Source organism: Martelella endophytica, from assembly GCF_000960975.1.
GTDB classification, from domain to species: Bacteria; Pseudomonadota; Alphaproteobacteria; order Rhizobiales; family Rhizobiaceae; genus Martelella; species Martelella endophytica.
Genome location: NZ_CP010803.1, coordinates 4,554,871 through 4,581,068, shown reverse-complemented (window position 1 = coordinate 4,581,068; position 26,198 = coordinate 4,554,871). Strand labels below are relative to the sequence as shown.

Below are 26,198 nucleotides of genomic sequence, written 5' to 3'. Positions count from 1 at the left end.
ATATCAGATTCAGGCTTCTGCGCACGACGGCTGTGGCCGGAGCGCTTGCGTGTGGCTTGGCGGGCGGCGCGTCTGCGGAGACCGTGGTCTCTTATCCGGTGAATATGGACCCGTCGGTGTGGACCGTCGACCGTCAGAAGCCTGCAGGCTTCGCATCTGTCGATTATGGTGGTCGGTCTGGTGTGCTTGCGATTACCACCGATGGAGATGTTCACGGCAACAATAGCCATCAATCCTACGAGGGCTATATGCAGGGACTCGACGTCCCGGCGGGGGACTCGTTCATCGGGGGTGACATCTTCATTTCCGATGGCTGGCAGCAGGGCTCCGATAGCGACTATATCCGCACTGGTATGTGGGGATCCGCCACCAGTGCCGAGAATGTCGAAAACAACGTCTATGACGGCAACAACGTCATCTTTCCCATTGTCAATTTCACCAACCAAGACGGCGAAGGCCATCTGGAAGTCTACATCTATAACCAGGGCGGCTGGGTCGACCTTCCGGAGACTGCAGGGCTGATTTCTTACGGCGGCTGGAATACGGTCGACATGCGCATGTATATCGCCTCGGACGACCCCGACGAAATTCGCGTCGAGTTCTATTTCAACGAGACGCTCATATACACTTGGGATACGCCTGTCGGCGTGACGGGGAACGTGCCAGAGCAGTATTTCAGGATGTACCTCAATAACTTTAACAATCAGGTGACCGATTATACGACCTATTGGTCCGATCTGATGTCTGGCCTCCTGCTCGCCGAAGGCCAGACCACGCTGGGGGACACGCCTGGCAATGTTCGTGTGCAGAATGATGGTACGGCCGTAACCATCACATCAGGGTCCACGATTGGTGGTTCGGTTGTCGTTCGCGGCAACCCGGAGATTATTCAGCCTGTAACCTTTGGTTCGGGCGTGACGGTTGAGGGGAACGTCAATGCTCGACGGGCCCAGTTGCTTTTCCCAACGATTACAGGAGCCTCTCCGGTCACTATCAACGGCGATCTGGTTCTCACGCAGCTTTCCTCGTCGTCCGGCGGCACCACTCAAACTCCGGTCGTCATCGAGGGTAGCGGCTATGTCGACGAGACATCGACCCTGGCCGGCAATTTCTTTATCCGTCGCGACCTTCAGAGCTTCGGCTTCTTCGCGCCGGGCAATTCGATCGGTATGGTCACCATCGGCGGCAACCTCGATCTCGGGCCGACTTCCGTCTACAACGTCGAAGTCGATCTGGCCGGCAATGCGGATCTGATCGACGTCGGTGGTGTCGCCAACCTTGATGGTTCGGTCGTCGTCGATGTTATCGATGGCTATCTGCTGAACTACGACTATGTGATCCTGACCGCCGATGGCGGGTTCAACGGAACGCGCTTCGATTCCGACACGCCGGTGTGGAACAACATCAACGACTATGCCTTCGTCTCGCCGCTGGTCACCTATGACGCGAACAACGTCTACCTGACCATCCAGCGCAACGGCGTGCCGCTTTCCGCTTATGCGCAAACGCCGAACCAGTTGGCCGTCGCCGATGCGCTCGAGGATCTCGGCACCATGGCGACCCCGCCGGCGCTTTATGACGACATCATTCTGACGCTCACCGTCGACCAGGCGCCGACGGTCTATAACGCCTTGTCGCCGGAAATCTATGCCTCCGCCAGCACGGCGATGATCGATCAGGCGCATTATATTCAGGACGCTGTCACCGGCCGGTTGCAGCAGGCCTTCGGCGGTGTGTCGACCACCAAGGTCACCTCGATGTCCTACGCCGAGACCGAGGATGGCCCGGAGAGCATAGCCGGTTACGACACGGCGCCCGAAAGCACCTTCGGTGCCTGGGGTTATGCCTATGGCGGCTGGACCGATTGGGATGGCAACAGCAATGCCGGCAAGCTCAAATCGTCAAGCGGCGGTTTCCTGACCGGTTTCGACGGCGCGCTTGGCGACAACTGGCGGGCTGGTGTGCTGGCAGGCTATGGCTACACCTCGTTCTCGAACAAGGCGGCTGCCTCCGGCGATAGCGAAGCCTACACGATTGGCGCTTACACCGGTGGTCTGTGGCCGATGAGCGCAACTGGCGGTCTTTCCGTCAGTTCGGGCCTTTCCTACACATGGAACACGCCTTCGGTCGACCGTACGGTGAGCTTCACCGGTTTCTCCGACAAGCTGAAGGGCGAGTATGATGCCGGAACATTCCAGGTGTTCGGCGAACTGGCCTATGAATACAAGCCGTCGGAAGAGATTGCCGTCGAGCCGTATGCCAATCTCTCCTATGTCAACTTCAACGCTGACAGCTTCTCCGAGACCGGAACGTCTGCCGCGGCTCTTTCCGTCGCCTCCCAGTCTGTGAACACCTATTTCACCACGCTGGGCTTCCGGGCTTCGACTGGCTTCGATCTCGGCCAAGTTGGTTCGTCAGCCTTTCTCGATATCGGCTGGCGCCACGCCTACGGCGATACGACGCCGGATGCGATCGCATCCTTTGTCGGCTCCTCACCGTTCCTGGTTGCGGGTGTTCCGATCGCGGAAGACACCGCGGTCATCGGTGCGGGGATCGATTTCGGTATCACCGAAATGGCCAGCATCGGTGTCAGCTACAGCGGCCAGTTCGGCTCCGGCATTTCGCAAAACAGCGTTAGTGCCCGGCTCGATGTGAAGTTCTGACGCCGTGGGTGAATGCCTTTCCGCTTTCCGCGGAAAGGTCCCGAACGTGGATACGGAGGCAAGCGGCGACCAAGGCAGGTGCGATTTTCTCCGACACGGAAAGTCGCTCTGTCTACGGACTTTTGCGGAGCCCGGGCGGTCAGCCGTAATAACCGAGAGGCATGATTTGCCCACGTGGCATGCATGAAAAGGGGCTCGTCGGAAAAACCGGCGAGCCCCGCGGCATGCGTGTTTCAGGCGCAGGCTTGAGGCCTGGCAAGAGAGGACGCGGTATGCGGACCGGCCCTGTTCACACGCCGCAAACGCCTTGTTTCCGGTGCGCGAAGCGGTGCCTTACGAAACCGCAGGCATATGCTTCCTCTCACCGGCTGCGCACCCGGTGAGCATAATAGCGGAGTAACGTTGTTCGTTACATTCCGTTCCATTGGCCATGACGGCGCGCGACAGTCAACGCACAATTGCGTCAATTGTCTCCGACATTCGTCGAGCATCGGCAATCAGGATATCCTCGGCCTCGTCCCTGTCGATGGAGCGGAAACGGAACGGCACGCCACTCGGCATCTGGGCCAGCCGGGCGAGGTCGGCCGAGATCACGGTGGCGATCTTCGGGTAGCCGCCGGTCGTCTGCCGTTCTGCGGTCAGCACCATCGGCTGGCCGGAGCCTGGAACCTGGATCGAGCCGGCCGGCGTGCCGTCCGAGACGATGTCGTGGCCGCGACATGCGGTGAGCCACGGTCCGTCCAACAGGGACGCCATGCGGTCGCGCTTGCGCGATACGGTGTAGTCTTCGCCCAGAAACGAGGCCCACGCCCGGCTGTCGAAATAAGCGGCTTGCGGGCCGGCAATGACCCGAATCGGGCCGCGCGGTTGCCGGAACAGGCCAGCGAGCCGACGGGGTGCCGGAGTTGGCGCCTCGCCAAGGGAAAGCCGGTCGCCGGCGGCAAGAGTGCGGCCCTGGAAGCCGCCGATGCCGGTGCGCAGATGCGTCGAGCGAGATCCCATTACCTCCGGCACGTCGATGCCGCCCGAAAAGGCGATGTAGCCCCAGACCGCGCCGCGCATGCTGCCGACTTCAAGCGTGACCCCTGCGGGCAGCACGCGGCTTTCCCAGGCCGGAATGCGCTCGCCGTCGATGCGGATCTCGACAGCGCCGCCGGTGACGGCGATCAGGGTCGGCCGATCGACGCGGTAGCTGCCGCCGAACTGGGCAAATTCCAGCGCGGCGGCATCCTCGCCATTGCCGACAAGCGCCTTGGCGATGCGGAACGCGGCCTCGTCCATGGCGCCCGATGGCGACACGCCGGCGGCGAGATAGCCATAGCGCGGGCGCGACTGGACCGAGACGGCGAGGCCAGGACGGAGCACTTCGAGCGTGGTCATAGTGCCTCCGCGATCATCTCGCCCGCCGCCGCTCGGCGCGCAAGCGCCGCGTGGTCATCGGCGGTGACGGCAAAGAAGCTGATAAGGTCTCCGGCCCGAAAGAAGGCGGGCTCCTTCCGTCCGGCATCGAACAGGGTGAGCGGTGTGCGGCCGATATAGCGCCAGCCGCTGGGCCCCGGCAGCGACGTGATGCAGGCCTGGGCGCCGCCGATCCCGACGGAGCTGGCCTCGACTAATTGGCGCGGCACGTCGAGCCGCGGCGTCGCAAGCTGCTCCGGCAGGCCGCCAAGATAGGCAAATCCCGGTGCAAAGCCGATCATGTGCACCCGGTAGTGCCCTTCGGCATGGGCGGCTGCGAGTGCGGCGGGCGTCATCGCCTTCAGGGCCGCAAGTTCGTCCATATCGGGCCCGTCGTAGCAGACGGGCACGCAAAAGCGGCGCGCCGGCGTCTCTTCCGGCTTCAGGGTTTGGGCACGCGCCGCCAGTCTCTCGGTCAGGGAGGCGCCCCTGATGCGGGCGGGGTCGTAGAATACGAGGAGCGAACGATATGAGGGAATGGTCTCGCGCACTCCCGGTATCGGCGTCTCCGCCAGCGAGCGGTCGAGCGCGATCACGTCGCGGTTGATCGCATCATCAATCCCGTCGGCGAATTCGACCGTAACAGCGCTGTCTCCGGCCGGACTGATCCTGACCATATCCGCGCTTCCTTCTGCCATGAACTTTGTTGGCCGGTCCTAGCAGACTTCCCCTGTAACACGGAAGCCCTGCCATACATTCGGTCGACAGGGTTTATTCAGCCATTGTCTCGATGGTGAAGCTTCCGTGAAGAACAAGGCGGATGACGCCGCGGGCGGGGCGCTCGAGATGTACCGGACCGCCGCGTTCATCGAGCCGGCGGCGCAGCAGGATGAGGCGGGTCTCGAGGTTGTCCTTCACGTCCGGCAAAAGCAGGGAGCGGTCGCGGCGGATTTCGCGATTGGTGAATTCTAGCCTGCCGGTCTCAGCCGTGCGCTTCAGGAAATAATGGAGGAGGCGGCCCGGCACGCCGCGGATCACATAGGCATCGTCAATGAAGACGCTGCCGTCGCGCTCGTAATAGGTCATGCGAAAGGTCGCCGTGCCGCTTTCGTCGGGCGCGCCCGGCGCCGCTGCGGTCGCCTCGCCATCGGTGCCCGAAAGCTCCGCAAGCACCAGCCCTGCGGCGATATGGCCACCGACGATCTGGAGCGCGGTCTCGTCTTCGTGGGAGAAGGAAAAGCTCGTCTCCGATTCGGCAAACAGCACCCCGATGACGCGGGATCGGAAGGTGAGCGGCACCGCCATCTGCGTCTGCGGCTGTTCCAGGAGCGGCATCGGTATTGGATCTTCAGCTGTGCCTGTTGCAGCTGCAACCGCCGAAACGTAGCGCTGGCTGCGGCGCATGTCAGAGATGCGGATGGTGCGGGCACGCTCCGCAGCCACACCGATAATGCCATCGCCTACAGAGATCTCGGCGCCGAAACCGTAATGCGGGTAGCCGCGGCTCGCGATCGTCGTCAGCTTGTCGCCATCGGCGATCATGATCAGCGTGTGACGGAAGCCGAACTCGCTCTCCAGCATTTCGAGGCTGACATCAAGCATGCGCTCGGTATCCTCGCTGGCTTCGATGGCGCGGACGAGAGCGGCAAGGCGCGGCAGGTGATCGGGCGGCGGCGGAATATCGGGATCAGGCACGTCCAGCGGCGCGACGGGATCGATGCGCCGGCAGTCGAGCACGCGGTAGATGTCAACGGCCTTCAGCTTCAGCATGCCGGACTTGTCCTGCAGTGCCGCCATCACGTCGAGATGGGCGTCGACGTGATCGAACACCGGCCCGCTCTCCTGTGATGTCTCGAAGACGAGGTCGAGAACGTGCTGAAGCCCGGTGCGGCCATCGATGACGATCAGCGTCGCCCGGCCGGTGGCGCGGACATTGGCGGCCGTCTTGGAAAAGAACTGGTTGGAGAGCGCCACATGGTTCCGGTCGACGTAATAGACATGCGACAGGTAGGAGAGGTTGGGGATGCCGCTCGGATCGGTCGTGGCGATGATCGAGGGCATGATCCCTTCGAAGGCGTCTCGAATGCTCTCGAGCGGGATCATCGGCGCTCCCCCGAACGGATCGGCGAGCCGGCCCCGGGCCCGGGCGTCTGCAGGTAGAGATCGGCCGGCCAGAAGCGGATGGTGATCAGCGTGTCATCGGCAAACACGCTCGAAAGCTGCAGCCGGCTCACGCCAAGCTCGGCCATGCGGGCGAGCATGGTGTTGATATAGTCGCGGGCGCGGGTACATTCGGCGGGACTGGAGGGCGCGACGCGGTTGATCCGGCCCTTGACCTGATAGGCGCGGTAGCTTTCAGGATCGACAAAGGTTGCCGCAATCGGCGCGCCGGGTTCGGCATAGTGCGCGAAAGCGGGCCATTGGGTGGAAGAGGCGAGCAGCACAACGTCGCCGGCAGCCTCATCGAAGCGCGCGCCGCAGCCACGCCCGACATGGGCCTTCAGCCGCTCGTCGCGCGTGGCGGCGATCATCAGAACCTTGCCACCGATAAATCCTGCAACATCCTCGTCCAGCATCACCCGTTTTCCCGATGCACCTCCCATGGCGATAGTAAAGTTTTAGGATTTCGGCAATCCGTTTAGCATGCATTTAGGAAGCGGCCTGCAACGTATGGGTTTATTCGCATCTCCACGGCCCCGGCAGCCCGCCGGCGGCACGCCTCACGGAGACGAAAATGACGCATATAGAAAACATGACCCGCGTGCCCGCTCTTGCCGGCCGCTATGACTTTTACGGCGCCGTCCACAAGGGGCTGCGCCGCGCCCAGTGCAACATGCTCGCCGCCGTCGGCACGGCCGATTTCGCGGATGCGCAACAGACGGACGCGCTTCTCGACGAATTCCGCCGACTGCTCGGCCTCGCCGCCGCCCACGTCGTCCATGAGGATGCGACGGTGCATATCGCGCTGCGCTCGCTGTCGCTTCCGACCGACCTCATCGACGAACAGCACGACGATCATCGCGCCGCCTTCCTGGCATTCGACGCCCTGGCGGACCGCGTCGAAAATGCCGAGGGGCCGGCCCGCCTCGAGGCGGGTCGCGCCCTTTATCTCGCCTTCGCTGCGTATGTGGCCGACGATTTCGCCCATATGCACGAGGAGGAAACGGTGGTGATGCCGCTTCTGTGGCAGCATTTCACCGATGCCGAACTCCTCGACATGGAGATGCGGATCATCGGCTCGATGTCGCCGGAAGAAAACATGGCCTTCACCCGCATCATGGTGCCGGCGATGGCGCCGGCCGAGCGACGGGCAATGGTCGGCGGCATGTTCCGCTCGATGCCGCGGCCCGTATTCGATGCGGTGATCGGGTTTGCTATCCGGCCGGTGCTCGCGCCCGCTGAATTCGCCGCTCTTTCCAACGATATCGGCCTCGCCGCATGAGAGGCCGGCCCAAGCCCACGGTGGCAGGCGGCTGCGCGAATTGCCCGAAACGGCGCGCCGGCACCTGCCCAACCTTTCCCAAAACCAGCAAAGAGGTCATCACCCATGTTTCGACCCGTCTTCCTTCTCACCCTGCTTCTCGTCGCGCCGGCAGTCGCGGCTGAGGAGATGGCGCCGGGCGGCGCCTATGTGTCCGATCCGGCCCACACCAGCGTCACCTGGCGCGTCGGCCACTTCGGCATGTCGCATTATACCGCGCGGTTCACCAAGATCGCGGCCGAACTCGACTGGAAGCCGGAGGCGCCGGAGCAGTCGATGCTGTTCGTCACCATCGATCCGGCCTCGGTCCGGACCGATTTTCCCTTTCCCGAGGTCGAGGATTTCGACGGCAAGATCGGCACCGCTGCGGACTTCCTCGCCGGCACGCCGATCCGCTTCGCCTCTGAACGGATCGAGGTCGACGGCGATGATACCGGCAAGGTCTATGGTGCGCTGACGATGCGCGGCGAGACCCATCCGGCCGTCATCGACGTGACGTTCAACGGCTCGCTGGCCAGTCATCCGATGACCAAGGTTGCCACGCTCGGCTTTTCCGGAACCATGGCGATCAACCGCTCCGATTGGGGTTTCACCTTCGCGGTCCCGGCTATCAGCGATGCGGTGGACGTGCTGATCGAAAGCGAGTTCAAGCCGCAGGGCGCGCAGTGAGGTCTCTGCCGCCAAAATAAGCAAAAACCCGCCGGGGCGACCGGCGGGTTTCAAACATATCGTCAGCTATGGCGCGGACTATGCGTCCGCGTTGTCGCGAACGGCACGCACCGCACGGGCGGCGTCGGCGACCTGTTTCTGCACGGCGTCCTGAACCTTCTCGAAGGCGCGGACCTCGATCTGGCGGACTCGCTCGCGCGAGATGTTGAACTCGGCGGAGAGCGATTCCAGCGTTTCCGGGTCTTCGGAGAGACGACGCGCGAGGAAGATCCGCTTTTCGCGGTCGTTCAGCACATCGAGTGCCGAAGACAGCATTTCGCGACGGGTTTCGAGCTCGTCCTGATTGACCAGGATTTCCTCCTGGTTGTCGTTGTCGTCGACAAGCCAGTCCTGCCACTGGCCGGATTCACCCTCGGTGGCGCGGATCGGTGCGTTCAGCGAGGCGTCGCCCGACAGGCGGCGGTTCATCGAGACCACTTCCTCCTCGCTGACATTCAGCTTGGTGGCAATCTCGGTCACCTGTTCCGGCTTCAGATCGCCGTCATCGATGGCCTGGATGCGGCCCTTCAGGCGGCGCAGGTTGAAGAACAGGCGCTTCTGGTTGGCAGTAGTGCCCATCTTCACGAGCGACCACGAGCGCAGGATATACTCCTGGATCGAGGCCTTGATCCACCACATGGCGTAGGTCGCGAGGCGGAAACCCCTTTCAGGGTCGAACTTCTTCACGGCCTGCATCAGGCCGACATTGCCTTCCGAGACCACTTCGCCAATCGGCAGGCCGTAGCCGCGATAGCCCATGGCAATCTTAGCGACGAGGCGTAGATGGCTGGTCACCAGCTTGTGGGCGGCGCCGCGATCTTCGTGATCCTGATACCGCCTGGCGAGCATGTACTCTTCCTGCGGTTCCAGCATGGGGAATTTGCGGATTTCCTCGAGGTAACGGTTAAGACCGTTTTCTCCGGCGCGAATGCTGGGTAGAGTATTGGCCAAGGCTTTCACCCCCTTGTTTCGTGACCCCTTCGAAGAAAAAACACATGGCTATGGCTCAGGGTTCCGACCCCGCAAACCATCAAGCCAATGTCGTGAAGGGAAGCCCTGATTTGGGGTTTAAAAGCGGCCTTTTCAAGATCGCAACATTACAAACTATCCATTTACTGGAAGGATGTTGTTCGCTTACGCTTCCAGCGCTGCACAGAGCGCTTCCATATCGGCCGGAAGCGGTGCCTCGAAGCGCATTGCTTCGCCCGTGACCGGGTGCTCGATGGCAAGCAGCGCCGCATGCAGCGCCTGACGCGGAAAGTCGCGGAACAGCGAGCGTGCCGGTTCTTCCAGCAGGTTTGCCTTGGTCTTGAAGCCGGCACCATACATCTGGTCGCCGATCAGCGGGTGGCCGATATGAGCCATGTGGACGCGGATCTGGTGGGTGCGGCCGGTCTCGAGCCGGCATTCGGCAAGGCTTGCGAGCGCCGTGCCATCCGGTTTCTCGCCGAAGCGGCGGGTGATGACATAATGCGTGATCGCAAAATCGGCATCGGCGCTGTCTTCGGATTTGACTGCGCGGCGGATGCGGTCGGATGCGCGACCGAGCGGCGCGTCGATCGTTCCCTGCAGCATGCGCGGCCGGCCCCAGATCAGCGCCTTGTAGGCGCGCTCCAGCGGTCCGGTGCGGCCGTGATCGGCGAACTGGGCGGCGAGACCGCGATGGGCGATGTCGTTCTTGGCAACGATCATCACACCGGTCGTGTCCTTGTCGAGGCGGTGAACGATGCCGGGACGCTTTACGCCGCCGATGCCGGAAAGCGTGTCGCCGCAATGATAGATGAGTGCGTTGACGAGCGTGCCGGTCCAGTTGCCGGCGCCCGGATGAACGACGAGGCCCGCCGGCTTGTTGATGACGATGATGTCGTCGTCCTCATAGAGGATGTCGAGGGGAATATCCTCGCCCTCTGGCTCGGCCTCTTCGGCTTCGGGAATGACGAGCGATATCGTCTCTCCGCCCTTTACCTTGCGGCTTGCCTCGGTCACCGTCCTGCCGTCCACGGTGACGACACCCTCGGTGATCAGCGCCTTAACCCGCGTGCGCGAGAAATCGTCGCCCATCTGCCGGGAGACGAAGGCGTCAAGGCGCTCTTTCGTCCCTTCCGGAACGAGAAAGTCTTTTCTCTCGCCGTTTGTTTGGTTAAAGGGGTCGTCTGTCATCTGAAATCGCCAGGGTTTGAACTGGCGCTTGTTAAGCGAAACCGGGCCGCGGGGCAATGCCAATGTCGAGAGATCGCATCGAAGAGCATGAAGAAGACGAACCGCTCGACCCCGCTGTCGAGCTGGTCCGCCGGCGCATGCTGCGGCTTCAGGTCATTTCCGCGCTGATCATGATCGTGTCGCTGATGGCCGTTTTCGGCGCCATCATCTACAAGGTGATGGGCCGCGACGACGCGGCGCAGGTGGCGACATCGTCCGGTGTCGTCGTGCCCGCCGATGCGCCGCGAGCGCTGACGGCGACGTTGCCGCGCGGCTTCCAGATTGCCAATATCAGCTATGGCGACGGCCAGGCGCTGATCTATGGCCAGAAGGAAAACGGCGAGCAGACGATGTATCTTTACGACCTGAATTCCGGCCGTATGGCCGCCGACGTCGAAATCCGTTTCGACTGAGGCATGGTGCGGGCCGTCACCGAAATCACCGATGCCGATGACGAGCGCATTGCGCCTTTCAGCGCCATCCGCGAGAAGGACCTTGTCGGGCGGCGCGGGCTGTTCATCGCCGAGGGAACCGTGGTGTTGCGGGTGTTGGCCGAGGCCCATCGCGCTGGCGGGCCGTTTTCGGCAGACCGTATTCTGGTGCTCGAAAACCGGCTTGCCGGGGTCGCCGATATTCTGGAAACCTTTCCCGATGACGTTCCCGTCTTCACGTGTCGTTCCGAGGTGATGAACCGAATTGCCGGCTTCGACATGCATCGCGGCGTGCTGGCGCTCGGACGGATCGGCCGGCAGCCGACCACGGCCGAGCTGATCGCCCGGTTGCCGGACGATGCGCTGGTGGCCGTCGCCATCGGCCTTTCCAATCACGACAATGCCGGCGGCATTTTCCGTAATGCCACCGCCTTCGGCGCCGATGCTGTCCTGCTGGATTCCACCTCCTGTGATCCGCTCTACCGGAAGGCTTTGCGTGTTTCGGTGGGCTCGGTGCTGAAGATGCCGTGGAGCCGGCAAGGAGAGGCTCGGGATATTCTCGCCGAGCTTGCCGGCGCCGGCTTCCAGGTGGTGACGCTCTCGCCATCGGGCGAGGTGCCGCTCCACGCGGTCGAAAGGGCGCGGCGCACGGCGCTGGTGCTCGGAACGGAAGGCGAGGGGCTGCCGGCGGATATCCTGAAGAGCTTCCGGCCTGTGCGCATCCCGCAGTCGCCGGGCCTCGACAGTCTCAACGTCTCCACCGCCGCGGGTATCGCGCTCTATCAGCTTGCACTTTTGAAGGGGCGTATCGCCTGATTTTTTAGTCGTCGATCAGGCGGCGAGCGCGCTCGGCGAGGCTGAGCCTGTCGCTCGCACGCGCCGACGACAGCGACAGGGCTGCATCGAGCGCTTCCTTCTCGCCGGTCTCATGGGCATAGGCGATCATCATGGCGGCAAGCTCGGCAAAATCCTCGCGCAAGGCGTCGTCCTTCGCATCGGAGCCGGCGGCCGCCTCCACGCGTGCGCAGAGCACGGCGTAGCGCTCCTCGATAGCGCGTTTCATTGCCTCGCCCGCCATTGCCGTTTCCGCCTCAGAAGGGGTTCCAGGTCGGCTTGGAGGTCAGCTTCAGGTAGCCGACATTGACGCCAAGCCGGGCGCCGACGCCCGTGCGCACCGGCACGAGGATGACATTCTGGTTCTTGTAGACCTGCATCGAGAAGCCGGCGATGAGGTAGGCGGAGCCCGCGACCCCGCCGTAGCGGTGATAGAGGTCCTGCACCGTCGGGAGGTTATAGACGAGCATCATCACCCGCGAACCGTCGCCGCCATAATCGATGCCGAGCGAGGGCCCCTGCCAGAACACCTGATGCGAGCCCGCATTCTTGGTGTTGAGCACGCCTTCGCCATAGGTCAGGCCGGCGATAAAGGCGCCGGAGCCTTCCGTGCCGAGAATATAGCCGTTCGGCAGGCCGTATTTCGAAAACGCGTTCTGAAGGGCCTGGGCGAGGCCGGAGCTTGCCTCACCGAAGAAGGTGTTGCCGGCGGTGACGATCTCATCGGCGGAGAAGTTGCTGCTTTGTGTCGTCTGGGTCTGCGCGCGGGCAGGCAGCACGAAAAGTGCCATCATCAGGAGGGCGATCAGTGCGGCCGATGCCGAGCGAAGGTTTGTTCTGGCGAACATGGCGGTTCCATTCCTGTTGCTCTCTCGGGCTTTGCCAATTCCGAAGAATCTGACAAGCGTGGACTTGGACTCCATTGTGACGGTGACCTCTTAACAATGGATTTACCAAATGTGGTGTTTTTCTGTGAAAGCGGATAAAGCCCTTGGCCAAAGACAGGGGCGGCCGCATTGAATGTGCCGGCCTGCCGGAGCGGAAGGAAAAGCGAGATGGTCAAAAATCCCAATCTGACACTGAGCGGCGGCGAGCTTGCAGCCCTTCTCGCCAGCCGCATCTGCCATGATGTGGTCAATCCGATCGGTGCAGCCGGAAACGGCGTCGAACTGCTGGACGAGGGCGGCATGGACGAGGAGGCGGTGAACCTTATCCGCCAGAGCACGCATTCGGCCGCAACGCACCTGAAGTTCGCGCGGCTCGCCTTCGGTGCCTCCGGCACGCTCAACTCACCGCTCGACACCGGCGAGGCGGAAACGGCCGTGCGCGATCTCGTGGCACTCGGCAAGCGCACCACGCTCAACTGGGTCGGTCCGCGCGTCAATGCGCCGAAGGACCGGGTCAAGTTGCTGCTCAACCTGTTCCTGATTGCCCAGACCACCATTCCGCGCGGCGGCACGATCGATGTCGGTCTTGAATCCGCCGGCGATATCTTCGCCTTCATCATCCGCGCCCGCGGCGGATACGTCCAGATGCCGGCCGATTTTGCCCGCATCTATGGCGGCGTGATGGAAGACCCGATCACCTCCCACAATGTGCAGCCCTATTATACGGCTCTCCTCGCCGAAGAATCCGGTATGAGCGTCCAGTTCGTGGTCAATGAGGGCGAGGTCGTGTTCGAGGCAAAGCCCGCTACCTGATCTGGGCTTCCCGACAAAGTCTTCGACCGTCCGCGACCTGCAATGGCCGCGGCGGTCTGTTGGTGTGTCCTTTCGAGCACGCCCGCGCCGAGGAGAACGGCGTTCAACGTCATTGTGATTGGAAATCGGTTCAGGAATTTCGGCTGCTGCGCTATAGGAGCGATATAGGCTCCGTGCTCGATTTTGCGTCGCAAAAAATTGCGGAATCCAAATTTCGCCAAGCTTGACGCTTAGACAGGGCAACGGAACCTCGGGTTGTTCGAAACCTTTTCCGGTAGCGTGCGTTTCCCGAGGAACAATGAAAATAGAGAATCCCACCTGACGAGACGCGCATCTGATCTTGCGAAACACCCGTTTTCGCGATGCAGGTGTGAGGCAGGAATACGTTTTTAGCATGTCTGATCCAGACGCTAGCCGGCATGCTTGAAGTCATCGAGGGAGTTTCCGGTATGATGCGACGCGACATACCCACCTGTGTTTCAACCCTGATTGCGGCCATCGCCGCGCCTTCCATCGCGCTTGCCGAACCGGATGAGCCGATGTGGATCGCGGTTGCCGATCCCGCGGCGCCGGTGCGCAAGGTCCCCGTCGAAATGAAGCCCTTCGTCGAGGAGATCGTCCGCAATTGCAAGATCGGCTATGGCCGTCCCGTGGCCGTTGTGGCGCCTATTTCGGGCCGGTTGCGCGTCGAGGCGCAGAGCGGCCAGCAGGTTACGGCAGGCGACATACTCGCGCAATATGATACTGATGCACTGCAGCGTCGCGCCGACGAGATCCAGCTCGATGTTGATTACCTGACGGCGCAGCTCGCCTACAAGACCGGTCCTTACCGCGAAAACACGCACGCCATTCAGAGTATCGACGAAGACGATAAAGCCGCCAAGCGCGACCATCTCGCCGCCCAGGTTGCCGAAATGAAACGGCTCTACGGGCAGGGCCGGCTTGCGCTTGGCCGCTTCCAGGAGGCCCAACGCGATCTCGACGCTGCCGACAATGCGCTGAAGACGGCCGAACGCCAGCATGATTCGCAGCGTCGCGAGGCCGCACTCGACGAGATCCGCCTGGGCAACGACCTCGAAAAGCGCAAGAACGCCCTGACGGAGGCATCCGAGAAGCTTTCGAGTGCGACGGTCCGGGCGACCGCCAGCGGCCGTCTCGTCGATGTCGAAACCTCATCTGCGGCCGACGGCAAGCTGACTGTCTCGGAAGGAGAGCGGCTGGCTCTCCTGGTCGACCCGCACACGCTTGGTGCCAGGGTCCAGTTCGGCAATCAGGATATGCGCCTCGTGCGCGCCGCCGATGTCGCTGTCGTACCCAATGCCGACGGTGCCCCGCGCAAGGCCAGCATTTCTGCAATCCGATCCGTGGAACGGCCGGAGGAGCGCGAAAGGGGCGAGTATACCACCGAGGTCGAGGTTGCCTTCAGCGATCCCCAGGGCCCGGCACTGATCAACACCGACGCAACCTGCCACTTCACCAAACCGCAGGCCGAGGAGGCGCCCGCAGTCCCCGTTTCGGCCGTCCTGATCCAGGATGATCACTCCTTCGTCCGCAAGCTGGAAGGCAACGGCGCGAAGCTTATCGAGGTCAAGCTCGGCGATGTGGACGAGGATTACGTCCGCGTATTGTCCGGCCTGAAGCCGGGTGATCTGGTTCTTGAATAGGCATTGGCATCATTCAGTGAGAGTTTCGATACCATCGCGCCGGCTCGGCGCGCCGGTCGGGCTTGCCATGCTCGGCGCCGTCGCACTTGCCGGCTGCGCCTCGCCGCAGCTGAAGGAGACCGTCGACCGCATCGATGTGATGCAGCAGGAACTCGAGACCCCGCCGCCCGAACCGCCGGCCGACGGCAAGGCGCTCGGGCCCGATGCCTTGCTCACCAACGCGAACGCCCGCGGCAAGGATTTCCTGCGCGCCCGCATGAGCCGCGCTCGCGCGGTGCTCGATCTCGACGACGTGAAGTCCGACCGCTATCCGCGCATCTCCACCGAAGCGCGGCGTATTTCGACCTATAACGGCGACGATGGCGAGATGACCGCCGTCTCCAATATCGTTCTCGGCGTCAACTGGGACGTCTCACGGGCGCTCTTGCGGCTCGACCGCAGCAAGGTGAAGGTCGCCGGCGAGCTTATTCCGGTGCAGTACCAGATCGCCCAGCGCACCGCGACCGACAACCTCGTCGACACCTACAATGAATACACGGCGCTCGACTTCAAGCGCCAGGAGGTGGCTCTCAAGCAGGACGGGCTGAAATGCAGCGCCAACGACATGGAGGTCGAGGTGGCGCTTGGCAATTCAAGCCCGTCCGAGCTGGATGCCCTGCGCGAGCAGATCGCGGCGGCGAAGCGCGAGGCGATGGCTGTGTCGCGCTCGGTCGCCTCCAAGCGCGATGAATTGCTCGGTCTCGCCGGGCTTGCCGAGGGCGGTTATGCGGTTTCTCCGGGTGTTTCCGTTCTTTCGGCGCTCGGCCACTATCCGCCGGTTTCGACTGACGATGCGGATGTCTGCTTTGCAAGCTCGGGCCGCAAGAAACTCGAGGAACTGCTGGTCCAGGAAGCATCGGCCCAGCTTGATCTCGCCCGGCAGTCGCGGTTTACCCGCCTCACCACCTCGATCCCGAGCTTCATGACCCAGACCGGCGGCTTCAATCTGCAGTTTCTCGTTTCCTACGTTCTGCCGGTCATCGACCAGGGCGATGCGCTGCGGCTGACGCAGCAGGCACGGCTGACCCTGCTCGAGACGATCCTGACGGCGCGCGACAACCGCCGGAGCTTCATGAGTGACTTCGATTCGCTCAATCTCGAGATCGCCGAGGCGGAAAGCGAACTTGCCGCAGCCAGTTCTGCCCTTGCCAAGGCCGAGACGACACTCGGAAACGCCGACGAGATCGAGCGCTGTGCCGCCGATATCGATCTCAGCAAGGCGCGTGAGGCCGTGGCCAAGGCCGAGTACAAGATCGATACGCTGAAGGGCCGGTTGCGGCTCCTCTGCGCGCCCTTGAGCGAAAAGAAGGTGGATATGCCCGAGGGGCTTCACGACGATGCGCCGGCCGCGTCCCCCGCGACTGTCGCCAACGCCGGGTAGGGCACAAAAAAAACGGCGCCTCGCGGGCGCCGGTTTTTCCGTGAAACGATCTGCGCGCCTCAGGCGCGCTTCTGCATTTCCTGCATTTCCGGTTCGCGCAGCACGTAGCCGCGGCCCCAGACCGTCTCGATGAAGTTCGTGCCGCCGGCGGCGTTGGCGAGCTTCTTGCGAAGCTTGCAGATGAAGACGTCGATGATCTTCAGTTCCGGCTCGTCCATGCCGCCATAAAGGTGGTTCAGGAACATTTCCTTGGTCAGCGTCGTGCCCTTGCGCAGCGAGAGCAGCTCCAGCATCTGGTATTCCTTGCCGGTCAGGTGGACGCGCTGGCTGGCGACCTCGACGGTCTTGGCGTCGACATTGACCGAAAGATCACCCGTGGTGATGATCGACTGGGCATGGCCCTTCGAGCGGCGCACGATGGCGTGGATACGGGCGACCAGCTCTTCCTTGTGGAAGGGCTTTGTCAGGTAGTCGTCCGCGCCGGAACCGAAGCCGCGCACCTTGTCGTCGGTGCCGGACATGCCGGAGAGGATCAGGATGGGTGTGGCAATCTTGGAGACCCGAAGCGCCTTGAGCACTTCATATCCGGACATGTCCGGAAGATTGAGGTCGAGAAGGATGATGTCGTAATCGTAAATCTTGCCGAGGTCGACACCTTCCTCGCCGAGATCCGTCGTGTAGACGTTGAAATTTTCGCTCTTCAGCATCAGCTCGATGCTTTGTGCTGTGGCGCTGTCGTCTTCGATTAAAAGAACCCGCATGTCTTTCCCCTTGGACCGTCGCAATGAAAGGTCTGATGTCGCCCCCGACGCGATACGGACTCAGTGATGACCTGATTTGGAAGCTGCCATCTAATGGTTAACAAATTCTGATTCTCTTTGGCAAGATGGAAGGAATTTATTAATCAAAATAGTTATGGCATTGATTTTATTAGGCTTTTCCAAAGCAGAAAACCGAGAAAAAAGATTAACCAAACCCGCTAAGTGATTCATTCGACTCGCAAGTTTCGTGTCTTTTCGCCTTCGGGTTTACCGACCTTTAAGTGATAGCGCCTATGATCGGCCATGACTGTAAATGAAAGGTTACCGGCATTCGGTTTTCGTTAAGCATGATCGCAGCAGGAAAACGAATCATTATCGGGGGGCACCTTTCACGCATGCGTTCGTCAGCCGGGGAGTTTTGCGTATGAAGGCACGAAACAGTCTGTTGCGCCTGAAGGCGTTTCAGGTGAAGGAAAAGAAGAGGCAGCTGCAACAGCTGCAGATGATGATGGACGAGTTCGCCCGCATGTCGGACGATCTCTATCAGCAGATCAATGCCGAAGAGCAGAAGACCGGGATCACCGACCCCGCGCATTTCGCCTATTCGACATTCGCCAAATCGGCGCGCCAGCGTGCGCAGAACCTAGCCGTTTCCGTCGAGGATCTGCGCCAGCAGCGAAATGCGGCCGAGAGCGAGCTTGCCGAGATGGAGCTCGACTACGAGCGCGCTGCAGCGCTCGAGGAGCGTGACAGCGCGAGCCGCAAGAGAGCATAGGAGGCCTCGCCGCCATTGGCGGGGCACGCAACGAACCGATCTGACGAAAAAAGCCGCACAGGGTCCGTGCGGCTTTTTTCATGGGCGTTGTGTGGATCGTGGCCTCATCGAACGCCAAAAGGCCGCAGAGCCGGCTTCCGCGCAGGGGCTGCGGGAAACCTCTCTTCGGCCCGACAATGGCTGAGGCGCCGCTCTGGCGTCCTCAGTTGCGATATTGCTGGATGCGGGTCGTTCTGAGGCCCGCGAGACCGTGGTCGTCAATCGATGACTGCCAGGAGAGGAACTCCTCCACCGTCAGGCAATAACGTTCGCAGGCCTCCTCCAGGCTGAGCAGCCCGCCACGCACGGCAGCGACCACTTCGGCCTTTCGCCGGATCACCCAGCGTCTGGTGTTGGAGGGTGGAAGATCGGCAACCGTTAGCGGGCTACCGTCTGGTCCTATGACATATTTCGCGCGAACGCGGGACAATTCGGTCATCGTACTCTCTACAAAAACTCACAACCTACTGTCGCGAGACTAGCGCCACATTTTTAAAATTTGCCTAAGGCGTGCGTAACGCTCTGGTAACCAGATTGTCGATGTTTTCGCAGGAGAGCGGCAGGGCAACAGAAAAAGAGGGGCGGCCAGGCCACACCCTCTCGTTGTCTTCATGTTCGTGGTCTGCGATCAGAAGCCGGTGCCGCGACCGATTTCGCTCCGCAGCGTTGACCAGAGGATCTTCATGTCCAGAAGCAGGCTGTAATTGGAGACGTAGTAGAGATCGCACATCACCCGGGCGCGAGCTTCGCCGCGCCGCGTCGTCGGACCGCGCCAGCCACGAATCTGGGCGAGGCCACTGAGGCCGGGGCGCATGACGTGGCGCTGGTGGTATTCCGGCACCAGCTCCTCGAACAGCATGCCGTTTGCCAACATGCCGACGGCATGGCAGCGGGGTCCGATGAGCGACATGTCGCCTTTCAGCACATTGATGAGCTGCGGCAATTCATCGATATTGGTGCGGCGGATGAAGTTGCCGATCCTGGTGACACGGGGATCGTTTTCAACCGTCTGCTGCACGCCCGACTTGTCGCCGAGATCGTTGCGCATCGAGCGGAACTTGTAGATGTTGATCTTCTTGCCGCCGCGGCCCCAGCGCACCTGGCTGAAGAACACCGGGCCGGGACTGTCACGCTTGATCATCACCGCAATCACAAGGAAGAGCGGTGAAAGCGCCACCAGAGCGCCGAACGAAACAAGGATATCGAACAGCCGCTTTCCTGCAAGATGAAGACTGCGCTTCCGGGAGACCCCGGAAATCGCCAGCTCGTGACCAAATGCTCTGGTCGGCAATGTACCCGCTTGTGCTAGAGAGGCCGTGGGTGAGGCCTGGAAATCCGCCGCGCTCACTGCAATACCCTTAAGGTTTGTTTACAAAGTATTAGATAATTCTTATTTAGCTTTAATACCGCGAAGCGGGTTTCCTGTCATCCTTTTTTGCCGCCTTTGTTCTGTCGCATTTGCCGTCGGACGTATGCGTTTGCGCCGTCCGGCCTGGCCTAGGGCGTAACCTATGGCTGACGAGCAACGCCTTGAATTCGCGCCGCTAATTTGCATGTGTCAAGTTGCGCCGCCGAGGCTTGGCCGATAGTTGCTGGTGCAGGGGCATGCCGACATTCGCTGTTCGAATGGCAGGCCTGCGTCTGGTGCATAACTTAAAGCTTAATTAGTCACCACGGAAATGACACCGTCTTGCCGTGTTTCGGACATAGTGCATGGCTTGGCCATGCTGCAGCGGAGGAAGGGCCACTTCGAACTGTCTGAGCCACGACGTCTGCTTGTCCCGCATCCGCGCCGGCGCATGGAAACAGTTGACATTCAGGCCCAACATCGATCGCGAAGCCGATCAAGCCGATCGACACTTCAAGACTTCGAAAAATCAAATTTTCTTAAGGAAACTGGAGCGGGCGAAGGGATTCGAACCCTCGACCCCAACCTTGGCAAAGGCTGCCGGGCAGTTTACGGCGTCTTGCGGCGGTCAACCTGGACTAACTTTAAGGATTTGATTTTTAAAGAAAAATACTGTTTTTCTTGGTGTGTAGGCAACCCGCTGCCGCACGCCAAATTACGCTGACTTACATCCGCGTGGCGACCCGGTGGCGACCCGGAGCACCGCGAATGGCCCGCGCAAAGATCACCAAAAGGCTCGTTGACAGCCTGGAACGGCAGGCCAGCCGCTATGTCATCTATGACACGGAGGTCAAAGGCTTCGGCGTTCGAATGACGCCTTCGGGGACCGCGACCTATATTCTGGAATACCGGCCCGATGGCGGCGGGCGCAATGTCACCAAGAAGCGGATGAGCCTTGGCCGCGTCGGCGAAATGACGCCGGAAGAGGCCCGCAATCTGGCGCGCAACCGGTTGAGCGAAGTCCGCCACGGTCAGGACCCTTTGGGGGATCGCCAGACCAAGCGCCGGGAAATGACCGTCAACGGTCTCATTGACCAGTGGGATGAGGAAAATCCGCCCGGCCGCCGTACAGGTCGGCCGATGGAACCGCGCACCAAAGCCTACACCCTCTCGCGTCTTCGCCATCACGCCGTGCCAATCCTCGGGCGAAAGCGCGTCAGCGAGGTGACGGTAGACGACATCAACGATTTCATCCGCCGCGTCTCCAAAGGCGAAACCGCGAAGACGGCTCTTGGTCCTCGCAAACGTGGCCGGGTCAAGGTGCGCGGCGGGGAAGGTGCTGCCCGGAAGGTTGCCGCCGATCTGTCCTTGATCTTCGGCTATGCGGTCGAAAAGGGCATCGTTATTGCTAATCCGGTAACGGCGGCGCGCAAACCCCGTGCCGGGAAACGCTACGATTACCTCAATGAGAGCGAATTCGCCGCTATTGCGCAGGCTTTGACCGAGCTGGAAGTCGAAGGCGTGAGCCCCACCGGCATTGCGGTCTTGCGGCTGCTCTTGCTCACCGGAGCGCGACCTTCCGAGATCGAGCAATTGCGATGGGCGGAAGTCGATCAGGCGGGACGGTGCTTGCGCCTTGAAAAGAGCAAGACGGGCTATTCGGTTCGCCCGCTCTCGCAAATGGCGCTTGAGATCATCGTGGCACAACCACGGCGGCTCGGTTCGCCATACGTGTTTCCCGCCACGCGCGGCGACGGCCCTTTCAACGGATCAAAGAAAATTTGGGTGCAGGCGCGCGAAAGGGCCGGGCTTCCCAACCGCGTGCGCTATCACGCGCGCCACGCCATCGCTTCGATTGCCTGTGATTAGGCGTGGAATAAGGACCCCGTTAGAGGGGTGATCGGCTTCCAAAAGGGACCCCTTCTGGCACAGGGGTTACAACAGCCTCCGGTTTATCTCGGAGGCTTTTTATTTGGATGCTTGTTGTGGAAACAATTGCGAAGATACGCCGGCTTGCCCTGACGCAAGGCATGCCGATCAAAGCGATCTGCCGGGAATTGGGCATTTCGCGTAAAGTGGTACGGAAGGTTCTGCGCGGTGGTGAGACAGCGTTCTCCTATGAGCGCACGACGCAGCCTCGCCCGAAGCTTGGACCGTGGCAGGACCAGCTCGATGGAATACTGCTCGCCAATGATGCCAAGCCGTCGCGCGAACGGCTGACGCTCATCCGGATATATGAAGATCTGCGCGATCAAGGTTACGAAGGCGGCTACGATGCCGTCCGGCGTTATGCCCGCAAATGGTCTAAGGAGCGCGGTTCTGTTTCGACAGAAGCCTATGTGCCGCTCTATTACGCACCCGGTGAGGCCTACCAGTTCGACTGGAGCCACGAGATTGTCGTGCTGAACGGCGTGACGACAACCATCAAGGTGGCGCATGTCCGGCTCTGCCACAGCCGGATGATGTATGTAAGGGCCTATCCGCGAGAGACACAGGAGATGGTCTTCGACGCCCATGACCGGGCATTCGCCTTCTTCGGCGGGGCTTGTACGCGCGGGATCTATGACAACATGAAGACCGCGGTGGAGACGGTCTTTGTCGGCAAGGAAAGGCAATACAACCGCCGTTTGTCTCACAGATGTGCAGTCATTTCCTTGTCGAGCCAGTGGCCTGTACGCCGGCGTCCGGCTGGGAGAAGGGACAGGTCGAGAACCAGGTTAACCTGGTCAGGGAGCGCTTCTTCACACCAAGACTACGCTTCAAGTCCTATGGGGAGCTGAACGGGTGGCTGCTGGACAAATGCATCAATTACGCCCGTGCCCACAAACATGTCGATCAGCCACAGCGCACGGTCTGGGACGTCTTCGAGGAAGAGCGATCCAATCTGATCGGATACCCGGGCAAGTTCGATGGCTTCCATGCTGTTCAGGCCGCGATCGGCAAGACTTGCCTCGTCCGCTTCGACAACAACAAGTATTCCGTACTGTCGACCGCTGTGGGCCGTCCGGCCGAGATCCACGCATACGCTGAGCACATCGTCATTCGCCAGGATGGCGTCGAGATCGGTCAGCATGAGCGCTGCTTCGGCCGCGGCGAGACGATCTATAATCCCTGGCATTATGTACCGGTCCTGACCCGCAAGCCGGGAGCACTCAGAAACGGCGCGCCCTTCCATGACTGGGTTCTGCCGGCTGCCATGGAGAAGGTGCGCCGTCGGCTAAAGGCCATGGCTGACGGTGATCGTCAGATGGTGTCGATCCTGGAATGTGTAGGGCTGGACGGACTTCCCGCTGTCGAGGCGGCCTGCCAGGAAGCGCTCGATCAAGGCGTGTTCTCGGCCGCCATCATCATCAATATCCTGGCTCGCAATCGTGATCCGCAGCCACCCGCCATTCTCTCCATTCCCGACGCCCTTCGTCTGACCCATGAGCCTCTGGCAGATTGCGCACGTTACGATAGCCTCCGGAGGGCAAGCTGATATGGAACGATCCCAAATCCTCGACATGATGGGTGCGCTGAAGCTGTTCGGTATGCGTGGCGCCTACGACGAGATCATGGCCTCCGGTATCAAGCGGCAGCATGAGCCGCCGCGCATCGTGGGTAACCTGCTGCAGTCTGAGATCGCCGAGAAGCAGGCGCGCTCCATCAAATACCAGCTCACCGTCGCCAAGTTGCCGCTGGCTAAGGACATTGATGACTTCGACTTCTCGGATACGCCGGTCAACGAAGGATTGGTCCGCCAGCTCGCCACAGGCGACTTCCTCTCTCCGCAACATAACCTGGTTCTGGTCGGCGGAACGGGAACAGGAAAGTCGCATTTGTCGATCGCACTTGCCCGCGCCCTGATCCGCAACGGGGCAAGAGGACGGTTCTTCAATGTTGTCGACCTCGTCAATCAGCTCGAGACAGAAGCACGAAATGGCAAACAAGGGCGGCTCGCCGACTTCATCACCAGACTCGACTTCGTTATCATGGATGAACTGGGGTATCTTCCGTTTGCCCAGGCTGGTGGCCAGCTTCTCTTCCATCTGGTCAGCAGGCTCTACGAGCGCACATCAATCATCGTCACCACCAATCTTGCATTCGGCGAGTGGCCAGCCGTGTTTGGCGACGCAAAGATGACCGCTGCGCTCCTCGACCGGCTCACGCACCACTGCGAGATCATCGAAACCGGAAACGAATCCTGGCGCTTCAGAAACCGTTCTCAAAGCTAAAGCCGAAGAAGCCAAACAACCCGCGCCCGCAAGCCTCTACGCTAAATTGATGGCTCCGGGCCTGCGCGCGCTGATCGCCGAGTGCAACCCAAGGGAGGGGTTCCTTTTGGACGCCTAAATGGGGTCCCATTACAACGCTGATTGACACTGAAGTGAACTCGACACACAAGCTTAAACAGGCCGACCTCGCCTTGCGTCCAATCCGTATTGACCGCGTTTCAAAAGGTCATTCCTACACAATCGATAGTGAAATTCTGAGCATTATCGACGGGTCTGGTCTGTTAATCGCCGATCTGACGCAGGGTAATAAAAACGTCTATCACGAGGTGGGCTTCATGATGGGCCTGAATAAGGGGCGAGGCGGTGAGCAAGACAATTTTATTTTGATAGCCGACAAGACCAAAATCACTGACAAAGATATAGGGTTCAATTTGCGCGCTTGGCAGCAAATCAGGTTCGACGGCGACCTAGATCTTATCTCTAGTCTCAAAGAGGCACTTGAAATCTTCTATAGGCTGAAATGATGGTAAAACCCAAAGGCCCGAAATTCGTCCAATATTTTCAACCGGTAATCGATGGCCTTCGCGAACTCGGGTCCTCGGCAAAGCCGAAAGAAGTCTATGCCTGGATTGCTGAGCACCACGACATTCCGAAGGAGGAGATAGAGGGCACAACAAAGGGCGGGCAGTCGAAATTCGAAAATAAAGTGGGCTGGGCGCGTTTCTATCTGGCGAAGGCTGGCCTGATTGACACGGAGCAACGTGGTGTATGGGTGCTCACAGAGAAGGGGCGCTCGGCGAACCTCTCGCATGAGCAGGCCTACCTGTTGTTTAAGACAATCCACGACGGTTTCCCGCGCCCGGACAAAACGGCAGAGCAGGACGAGCCTCTTTCGCCCACAGAAGACGAAGACGCTAGCGCGCCCGACGAGAAAGCTTATCTTAATCAGGACGAGATTCAGGAGCGGCTTGTCGCGCTTTTACGCAGCACCCCCGATAAAGGCTTCGAGGAACATTGCGCGCGCCTCTTGCGACACATCGGTTTTGAAAATGTAAAAGTGACGGGCCCACGTGGCGATCAAGGGATCGACGGCGAGGGCTATCTCCTGATCAACCGATTTGTGCGCACCAAGGTCATGTTTCAATTTTCAATGTAAGCGTTACGACGGAACGGTTGGTCCGGAAAAAGTTCGGGAGTTTCGCGGTGCGATTCAGGGTAAAGCCGAGCGTGGAATCCTTTTGACAACCGGCACTTTTACTAAAGGCGCGCGCGAGGCGGCAGCTCAGGACAACGCCGCCGCCATCGAACTCGTCGATATCGACCGGCTACTAGAACTGCTTATCGAAGAAGGCCTTGGTATCCGCGAGACTAAAGCGCTGATTATCGAGCCCGATTTCTTTGCGGCCTATCAAAAATAGAGACGGAGTCACGATTGAAGATTGGAGACTTGCCCGCCCCCGTTACGGCCTCGAAAGGCGACTGGCTTCCGGGAACAACTTGGCTGGGATTTACACCTACGGATGGCGATCTCGATTCGCGGAATAAATGCCAAAGTACTATTCAGCGCCAGTTCGGAGACGGTTACGTTATCGAATACATCACCGAGACGTTCCAAAAACCAAATCTCGGGTTTGAACGTGACCCGCAATATATCGCTGATCGTGAAGCGCATCGAGAGCGGGCAGGTCGCCTGCTAGCAGTCCACAAACTCAGAACAACCTCTCGCGACCTCGAAACGATACTTGGCCCCGACGAGTATATGAAACTTCAGGATATGTGGGCCCAAGATGGTAAACGATTCCGCTGGTCGGTCGCTTTCCCTATCGTTCAGAGCTTCCGCATAAAGGATGATCGAAAAGCCAAGGAAATTCTTGGGCCGGAAGCTTATGCGCGGCTGTACGCACACTCATCTGCCACGCTCAGGCCATTGACGGATGCCGAGCGTGAATTGATCTCAGAGCTGGCGATCGAGCCGGTGGAAACAAAAAATGCTTGGATTGGAATCGAAGACGAGTTCCTCATGGCGGAGCGCAGTCAGATAACTCCAGCCGTGGAGCGAGCAATAAATCAAGATTTAGCAGCGCTGGAAGGTATCGAGGAGCATCGTCTGGCGAGAGTGAAACGACGCGCCGCGTGGATCGCAGATAGTTTCGTCCGCGAGCGACGGAGGGCCGGGAGTCTCACTTGCGATGAATGTGAATTCGATCCGAGAAAAGTTGCGGAGGAGTTCGGTGTAAATGCCCGAAGCTTTCTCGATGTTCACCACAAGAACCCGCTGGACGAGGGCGTTCGCTACACGACAATAGCTGATTTTGCTCTGCTTTGCCCGACCTGTCATCGGGTGGAACACGTGCGTCTTCGGATGGCGAAGCGGGTGGCGTCGACGTAGGCAAAGCAGATTACTCCAGCTCACCAAGGAAAGCCCGTTTGCTTCCCTCGGACCCGCCTTCCTTCGCTTTGTGCGAAGGCGGCTCCGAGGAAAGCAAACTCTCTCTTAGCCTTATCTCTATCTCTCTTTTGTGGAGGAGGGGGCCTTTGTCTTCGGAGGAGGGGCGTGTCGGTA

The 26,198-nt window shown here is 60.5% G+C and carries 26 protein-coding genes and 1 pseudogene; 16 read left to right on the top strand and 11 right to left on the bottom strand.

Annotated elements, in window-relative coordinates; translation table 11 throughout:
- Positions 1-83: 83 nt before the first annotated feature.
- Positions 84-2,663: an autotransporter family protein gene (locus TM49_RS22815; RefSeq protein WP_158498674.1), complete on the top strand. Its 2,580-nt coding sequence runs from the start codon at positions 84-86 to the stop codon at positions 2,661-2,663.
- 447 nt (positions 2,664-3,110) lie between these two features.
- Here TM49_RS22815 and TM49_RS21370 read toward each other — a convergent pair whose 3' ends face one another.
- From TM49_RS21370 to TM49_RS21355, 4 genes are all read right to left on the bottom strand, one after another.
- Positions 3,111-4,043, bottom strand: a complete 933-nt coding sequence (locus TM49_RS21370) for a 5-oxoprolinase subunit C family protein (RefSeq protein ID WP_045684206.1) — start codon at positions 4,041-4,043, stop codon at positions 3,111-3,113.
- Entirely contained in the window at positions 4,040-4,738 is a 699-nt protein-coding gene (pxpB, locus tag TM49_RS21365) for a 5-oxoprolinase subunit PxpB (protein ID WP_082074844.1), read from the bottom strand. Before pxpB ends, TM49_RS21370 begins: the two co-directional genes overlap by 4 nt.
- A 94-nt stretch (positions 4,739-4,832) precedes the next feature.
- Complete coding sequence (locus tag TM49_RS21360) at positions 4,833-6,164, bottom strand: GAF domain-containing protein (protein WP_045684202.1); 1,332 nt, start codon at positions 6,162-6,164, stop codon at positions 4,833-4,835.
- Positions 6,161-6,637 carry a hypothetical protein gene (locus TM49_RS21355; RefSeq protein WP_045684200.1) on the bottom strand — a complete coding sequence of 159 codons (477 nt, stop codon included), beginning with the start codon at positions 6,635-6,637 and terminating at the stop codon, positions 6,161-6,163. The genes TM49_RS21360 and TM49_RS21355 overlap by 4 nt, the downstream gene beginning before the upstream one ends.
- Before the next feature lie 158 nt (positions 6,638-6,795).
- Between TM49_RS21355 and TM49_RS21350 the strand changes: the two genes are divergently transcribed.
- Positions 6,796-7,503 (top strand): hemerythrin domain-containing protein, encoded by a 708-nt coding sequence (locus TM49_RS21350; RefSeq protein ID WP_045684198.1) that lies wholly within the window; start codon positions 6,796-6,798, stop codon positions 7,501-7,503.
- Positions 7,504-7,608: 105 nt separating this feature from the next.
- On the top strand, positions 7,609-8,211 hold the full coding sequence (locus tag TM49_RS21345) for a YceI family protein (protein WP_045684196.1): 603 nt from the start codon (positions 7,609-7,611) through the stop codon (positions 8,209-8,211).
- Between the two features lie 78 nt (positions 8,212-8,289).
- Here TM49_RS21345 and rpoH read toward each other — a convergent pair whose 3' ends face one another.
- On the bottom strand, positions 8,290-9,201 hold the full coding sequence (rpoH, locus tag TM49_RS21340) for an RNA polymerase sigma factor RpoH (RefSeq protein WP_045685642.1): 912 nt from the start codon (positions 9,199-9,201) through the stop codon (positions 8,290-8,292).
- Between the two features lie 183 nt (positions 9,202-9,384).
- Positions 9,385-10,410 (bottom strand): RluA family pseudouridine synthase, encoded by a 1,026-nt coding sequence (locus TM49_RS21335; protein ID WP_045684194.1) that lies wholly within the window; start codon positions 10,408-10,410, stop codon positions 9,385-9,387.
- A gap of 62 nt (positions 10,411-10,472) precedes the next feature.
- Here TM49_RS21335 and TM49_RS21330 point away from each other — a divergent pair, with 62 nt between their 5' ends.
- Positions 10,473-10,862: a hypothetical protein gene (locus TM49_RS21330; protein WP_045684192.1), complete on the top strand. Its 390-nt coding sequence runs from the start codon at positions 10,473-10,475 to the stop codon at positions 10,860-10,862.
- A gap of 3 nt (positions 10,863-10,865) precedes the next feature.
- Positions 10,866-11,696 (top strand): TrmH family RNA methyltransferase, encoded by an 831-nt coding sequence (locus TM49_RS21325; RefSeq protein WP_045684190.1) that lies wholly within the window; start codon positions 10,866-10,868, stop codon positions 11,694-11,696.
- 4 nt (positions 11,697-11,700) lie between these two features.
- On the opposite strand, the gene TM49_RS21320 is transcribed toward TM49_RS21325, so the two are convergent.
- Together TM49_RS21320 and TM49_RS21315 are read right to left on the bottom strand one after the other, a co-directional pair.
- On the bottom strand, positions 11,701-11,958 hold the full coding sequence (locus TM49_RS21320) for a hypothetical protein (protein ID WP_045684189.1): 258 nt from the start codon (positions 11,956-11,958) through the stop codon (positions 11,701-11,703).
- A 13-nt stretch (positions 11,959-11,971) separates the two neighbouring features.
- Positions 11,972-12,562, bottom strand: a complete 591-nt coding sequence (locus TM49_RS21315; RefSeq protein WP_045685641.1) for a DUF1134 domain-containing protein — start codon at positions 12,560-12,562, stop codon at positions 11,972-11,974.
- 207 nt (positions 12,563-12,769) lie between these two features.
- Between TM49_RS21315 and TM49_RS21310 the strand changes: the two genes are divergently transcribed.
- From TM49_RS21310 to TM49_RS21300, 3 genes are all read left to right on the top strand, one after another.
- Positions 12,770-13,414, top strand: a complete 645-nt coding sequence (locus TM49_RS21310) for a histidine phosphotransferase family protein (protein ID WP_045684187.1) — start codon at positions 12,770-12,772, stop codon at positions 13,412-13,414.
- Between the two features lie 449 nt (positions 13,415-13,863).
- Complete coding sequence (locus TM49_RS21305) at positions 13,864-15,078, top strand: efflux RND transporter periplasmic adaptor subunit (RefSeq protein WP_158498673.1); 1,215 nt, start codon at positions 13,864-13,866, stop codon at positions 15,076-15,078.
- 16 nt (positions 15,079-15,094) lie between these two features.
- Positions 15,095-16,498, top strand: coding sequence for a hypothetical protein (locus tag TM49_RS21300; protein WP_144409640.1), 1,404 nt, complete (start codon positions 15,095-15,097; stop codon positions 16,496-16,498).
- A 59-nt stretch (positions 16,499-16,557) separates the two neighbouring features.
- Here TM49_RS21300 and ctrA read toward each other — a convergent pair whose 3' ends face one another.
- Positions 16,558-17,259, bottom strand: coding sequence for a response regulator transcription factor CtrA (gene ctrA / locus TM49_RS21295; protein WP_045684182.1), 702 nt, complete (start codon positions 17,257-17,259; stop codon positions 16,558-16,560).
- Between the two features lie 424 nt (positions 17,260-17,683).
- Here ctrA and TM49_RS21290 point away from each other — a divergent pair, with 424 nt between their 5' ends.
- Positions 17,684-18,034 carry a flagellar export protein FliJ gene (locus TM49_RS21290; RefSeq protein ID WP_045684180.1) on the top strand — a complete coding sequence of 117 codons (351 nt, stop codon included), beginning with the start codon at positions 17,684-17,686 and terminating at the stop codon, positions 18,032-18,034.
- A gap of 202 nt (positions 18,035-18,236) precedes the next feature.
- Here the strand turns inward: TM49_RS21290 and sciP are convergent, their stop codons facing one another.
- Positions 18,237-18,512 carry a CtrA inhibitor SciP gene (gene sciP, locus TM49_RS21285; protein ID WP_045684178.1) on the bottom strand — a complete coding sequence of 92 codons (276 nt, stop codon included), beginning with the start codon at positions 18,510-18,512 and terminating at the stop codon, positions 18,237-18,239.
- Positions 18,513-18,701: 189 nt separating this feature from the next.
- On the bottom strand, positions 18,702-19,337 hold the full coding sequence (locus TM49_RS21280) for a sugar transferase (RefSeq protein ID WP_244464879.1): 636 nt from the start codon (positions 19,335-19,337) through the stop codon (positions 18,702-18,704).
- 768 nt (positions 19,338-20,105) lie between these two features.
- Here TM49_RS21280 and TM49_RS21275 point away from each other — a divergent pair.
- The 7 genes and pseudogenes from TM49_RS21275 (at position 20,106) to TM49_RS21250 (ending at position 26,024) form a co-directional block, all read left to right on the top strand.
- Entirely contained in the window at positions 20,106-21,290 is a 1,185-nt protein-coding gene (locus tag TM49_RS21275) for a tyrosine-type recombinase/integrase (protein ID WP_244464878.1), read from the top strand.
- A 107-nt stretch (positions 21,291-21,397) separates the two neighbouring features.
- Positions 21,398-23,004 (top strand): annotated as a pseudogene (istA, locus tag TM49_RS21270) (IS21 family transposase).
- Positions 22,901-23,635, top strand: coding sequence for an IS21-like element helper ATPase IstB (gene istB, locus TM49_RS21265; protein ID WP_045681447.1), 735 nt, complete (start codon positions 22,901-22,903; stop codon positions 23,633-23,635). Before istA ends, istB begins: the two are co-directional and overlap by 104 nt.
- A gap of 152 nt (positions 23,636-23,787) precedes the next feature.
- A complete protein-coding gene (locus TM49_RS21260) occupies positions 23,788-24,159 on the top strand; it encodes a hypothetical protein (protein ID WP_045684176.1) in 372 nt (123 codons plus the stop codon).
- The gene (locus TM49_RS21255) at positions 24,159-24,791 is read left to right on the top strand and encodes a winged helix-turn-helix domain-containing protein (protein ID WP_158498672.1); all 633 of its coding nucleotides are present in this window, start codon (positions 24,159-24,161) and stop codon (positions 24,789-24,791) included. The genes TM49_RS21260 and TM49_RS21255 overlap by 1 nt, the downstream gene beginning before the upstream one ends.
- Entirely contained in the window at positions 24,754-25,053 is a 300-nt protein-coding gene (locus TM49_RS24000) for a restriction endonuclease (RefSeq protein WP_082074842.1), read from the top strand. Before TM49_RS21255 ends, TM49_RS24000 begins: the two co-directional genes overlap by 38 nt.
- Before the next feature lie 14 nt (positions 25,054-25,067).
- The gene (locus tag TM49_RS21250; RefSeq protein ID WP_045684174.1) at positions 25,068-26,024 is read left to right on the top strand and encodes an HNH endonuclease; all 957 of its coding nucleotides are present in this window, start codon (positions 25,068-25,070) and stop codon (positions 26,022-26,024) included.
- Positions 26,025-26,198 lie beyond the last annotated feature (174 nt).

Coding starts and splice junctions, on each gene's coding strand:
- TM49_RS21370 (WP_045684206.1), bottom strand. CDS start 4,043: ATGACCACGCTCGAAGTGCTCCGTCCTGGCCTCGCCGTCTCGGTCCAG.
- pxpB (WP_082074844.1), bottom strand. CDS start 4,738: ATGGTCAGGATCAGTCCGGCCGGAGACAGCGCTGTTACGGTCGAATTC.
- TM49_RS21360 (WP_045684202.1), bottom strand. CDS start 6,164: ATGATCCCGCTCGAGAGCATTCGAGACGCCTTCGAAGGGATCATGCCC.
- TM49_RS21355 (WP_045684200.1), bottom strand. CDS start 6,637: ATGCTGGACGAGGATGTTGCAGGATTTATCGGTGGCAAGGTTCTGATG.
- TM49_RS21350 (WP_045684198.1), top strand. CDS start 6,796: ATGACGCATATAGAAAACATGACCCGCGTGCCCGCTCTTGCCGGCCGC.
- TM49_RS21345 (WP_045684196.1), top strand. CDS start 7,609: ATGTTTCGACCCGTCTTCCTTCTCACCCTGCTTCTCGTCGCGCCGGCA.
- TM49_RS21335 (WP_045684194.1), bottom strand. CDS start 10,410: ATGACAGACGACCCCTTTAACCAAACAAACGGCGAGAGAAAAGACTTT.
- TM49_RS21330 (WP_045684192.1), top strand. CDS start 10,473: ATGTCGAGAGATCGCATCGAAGAGCATGAAGAAGACGAACCGCTCGAC.
- TM49_RS21325 (WP_045684190.1), top strand. CDS start 10,866: ATGGTGCGGGCCGTCACCGAAATCACCGATGCCGATGACGAGCGCATT.
- TM49_RS21320 (WP_045684189.1), bottom strand. CDS start 11,958: ATGGCGGGCGAGGCAATGAAACGCGCTATCGAGGAGCGCTACGCCGTG.
- TM49_RS21315 (WP_045685641.1), bottom strand. CDS start 12,562: ATGTTCGCCAGAACAAACCTTCGCTCGGCATCGGCCGCACTGATCGCC.
- TM49_RS21310 (WP_045684187.1), top strand. CDS start 12,770: ATGGTCAAAAATCCCAATCTGACACTGAGCGGCGGCGAGCTTGCAGCC.
- TM49_RS21305 (WP_158498673.1), top strand. CDS start 13,864: ATGATGCGACGCGACATACCCACCTGTGTTTCAACCCTGATTGCGGCC.
- ctrA (WP_045684182.1), bottom strand. CDS start 17,259: ATGCGGGTTCTTTTAATCGAAGACGACAGCGCCACAGCACAAAGCATC.
- TM49_RS21290 (WP_045684180.1), top strand. CDS start 17,684: ATGAAGGCACGAAACAGTCTGTTGCGCCTGAAGGCGTTTCAGGTGAAG.
- sciP (WP_045684178.1), bottom strand. CDS start 18,512: ATGACCGAATTGTCCCGCGTTCGCGCGAAATATGTCATAGGACCAGAC.
- istB (WP_045681447.1), top strand. CDS start 22,901: ATGGAACGATCCCAAATCCTCGACATGATGGGTGCGCTGAAGCTGTTC.
- TM49_RS21255 (WP_158498672.1), top strand. CDS start 24,159: ATGGTAAAACCCAAAGGCCCGAAATTCGTCCAATATTTTCAACCGGTA.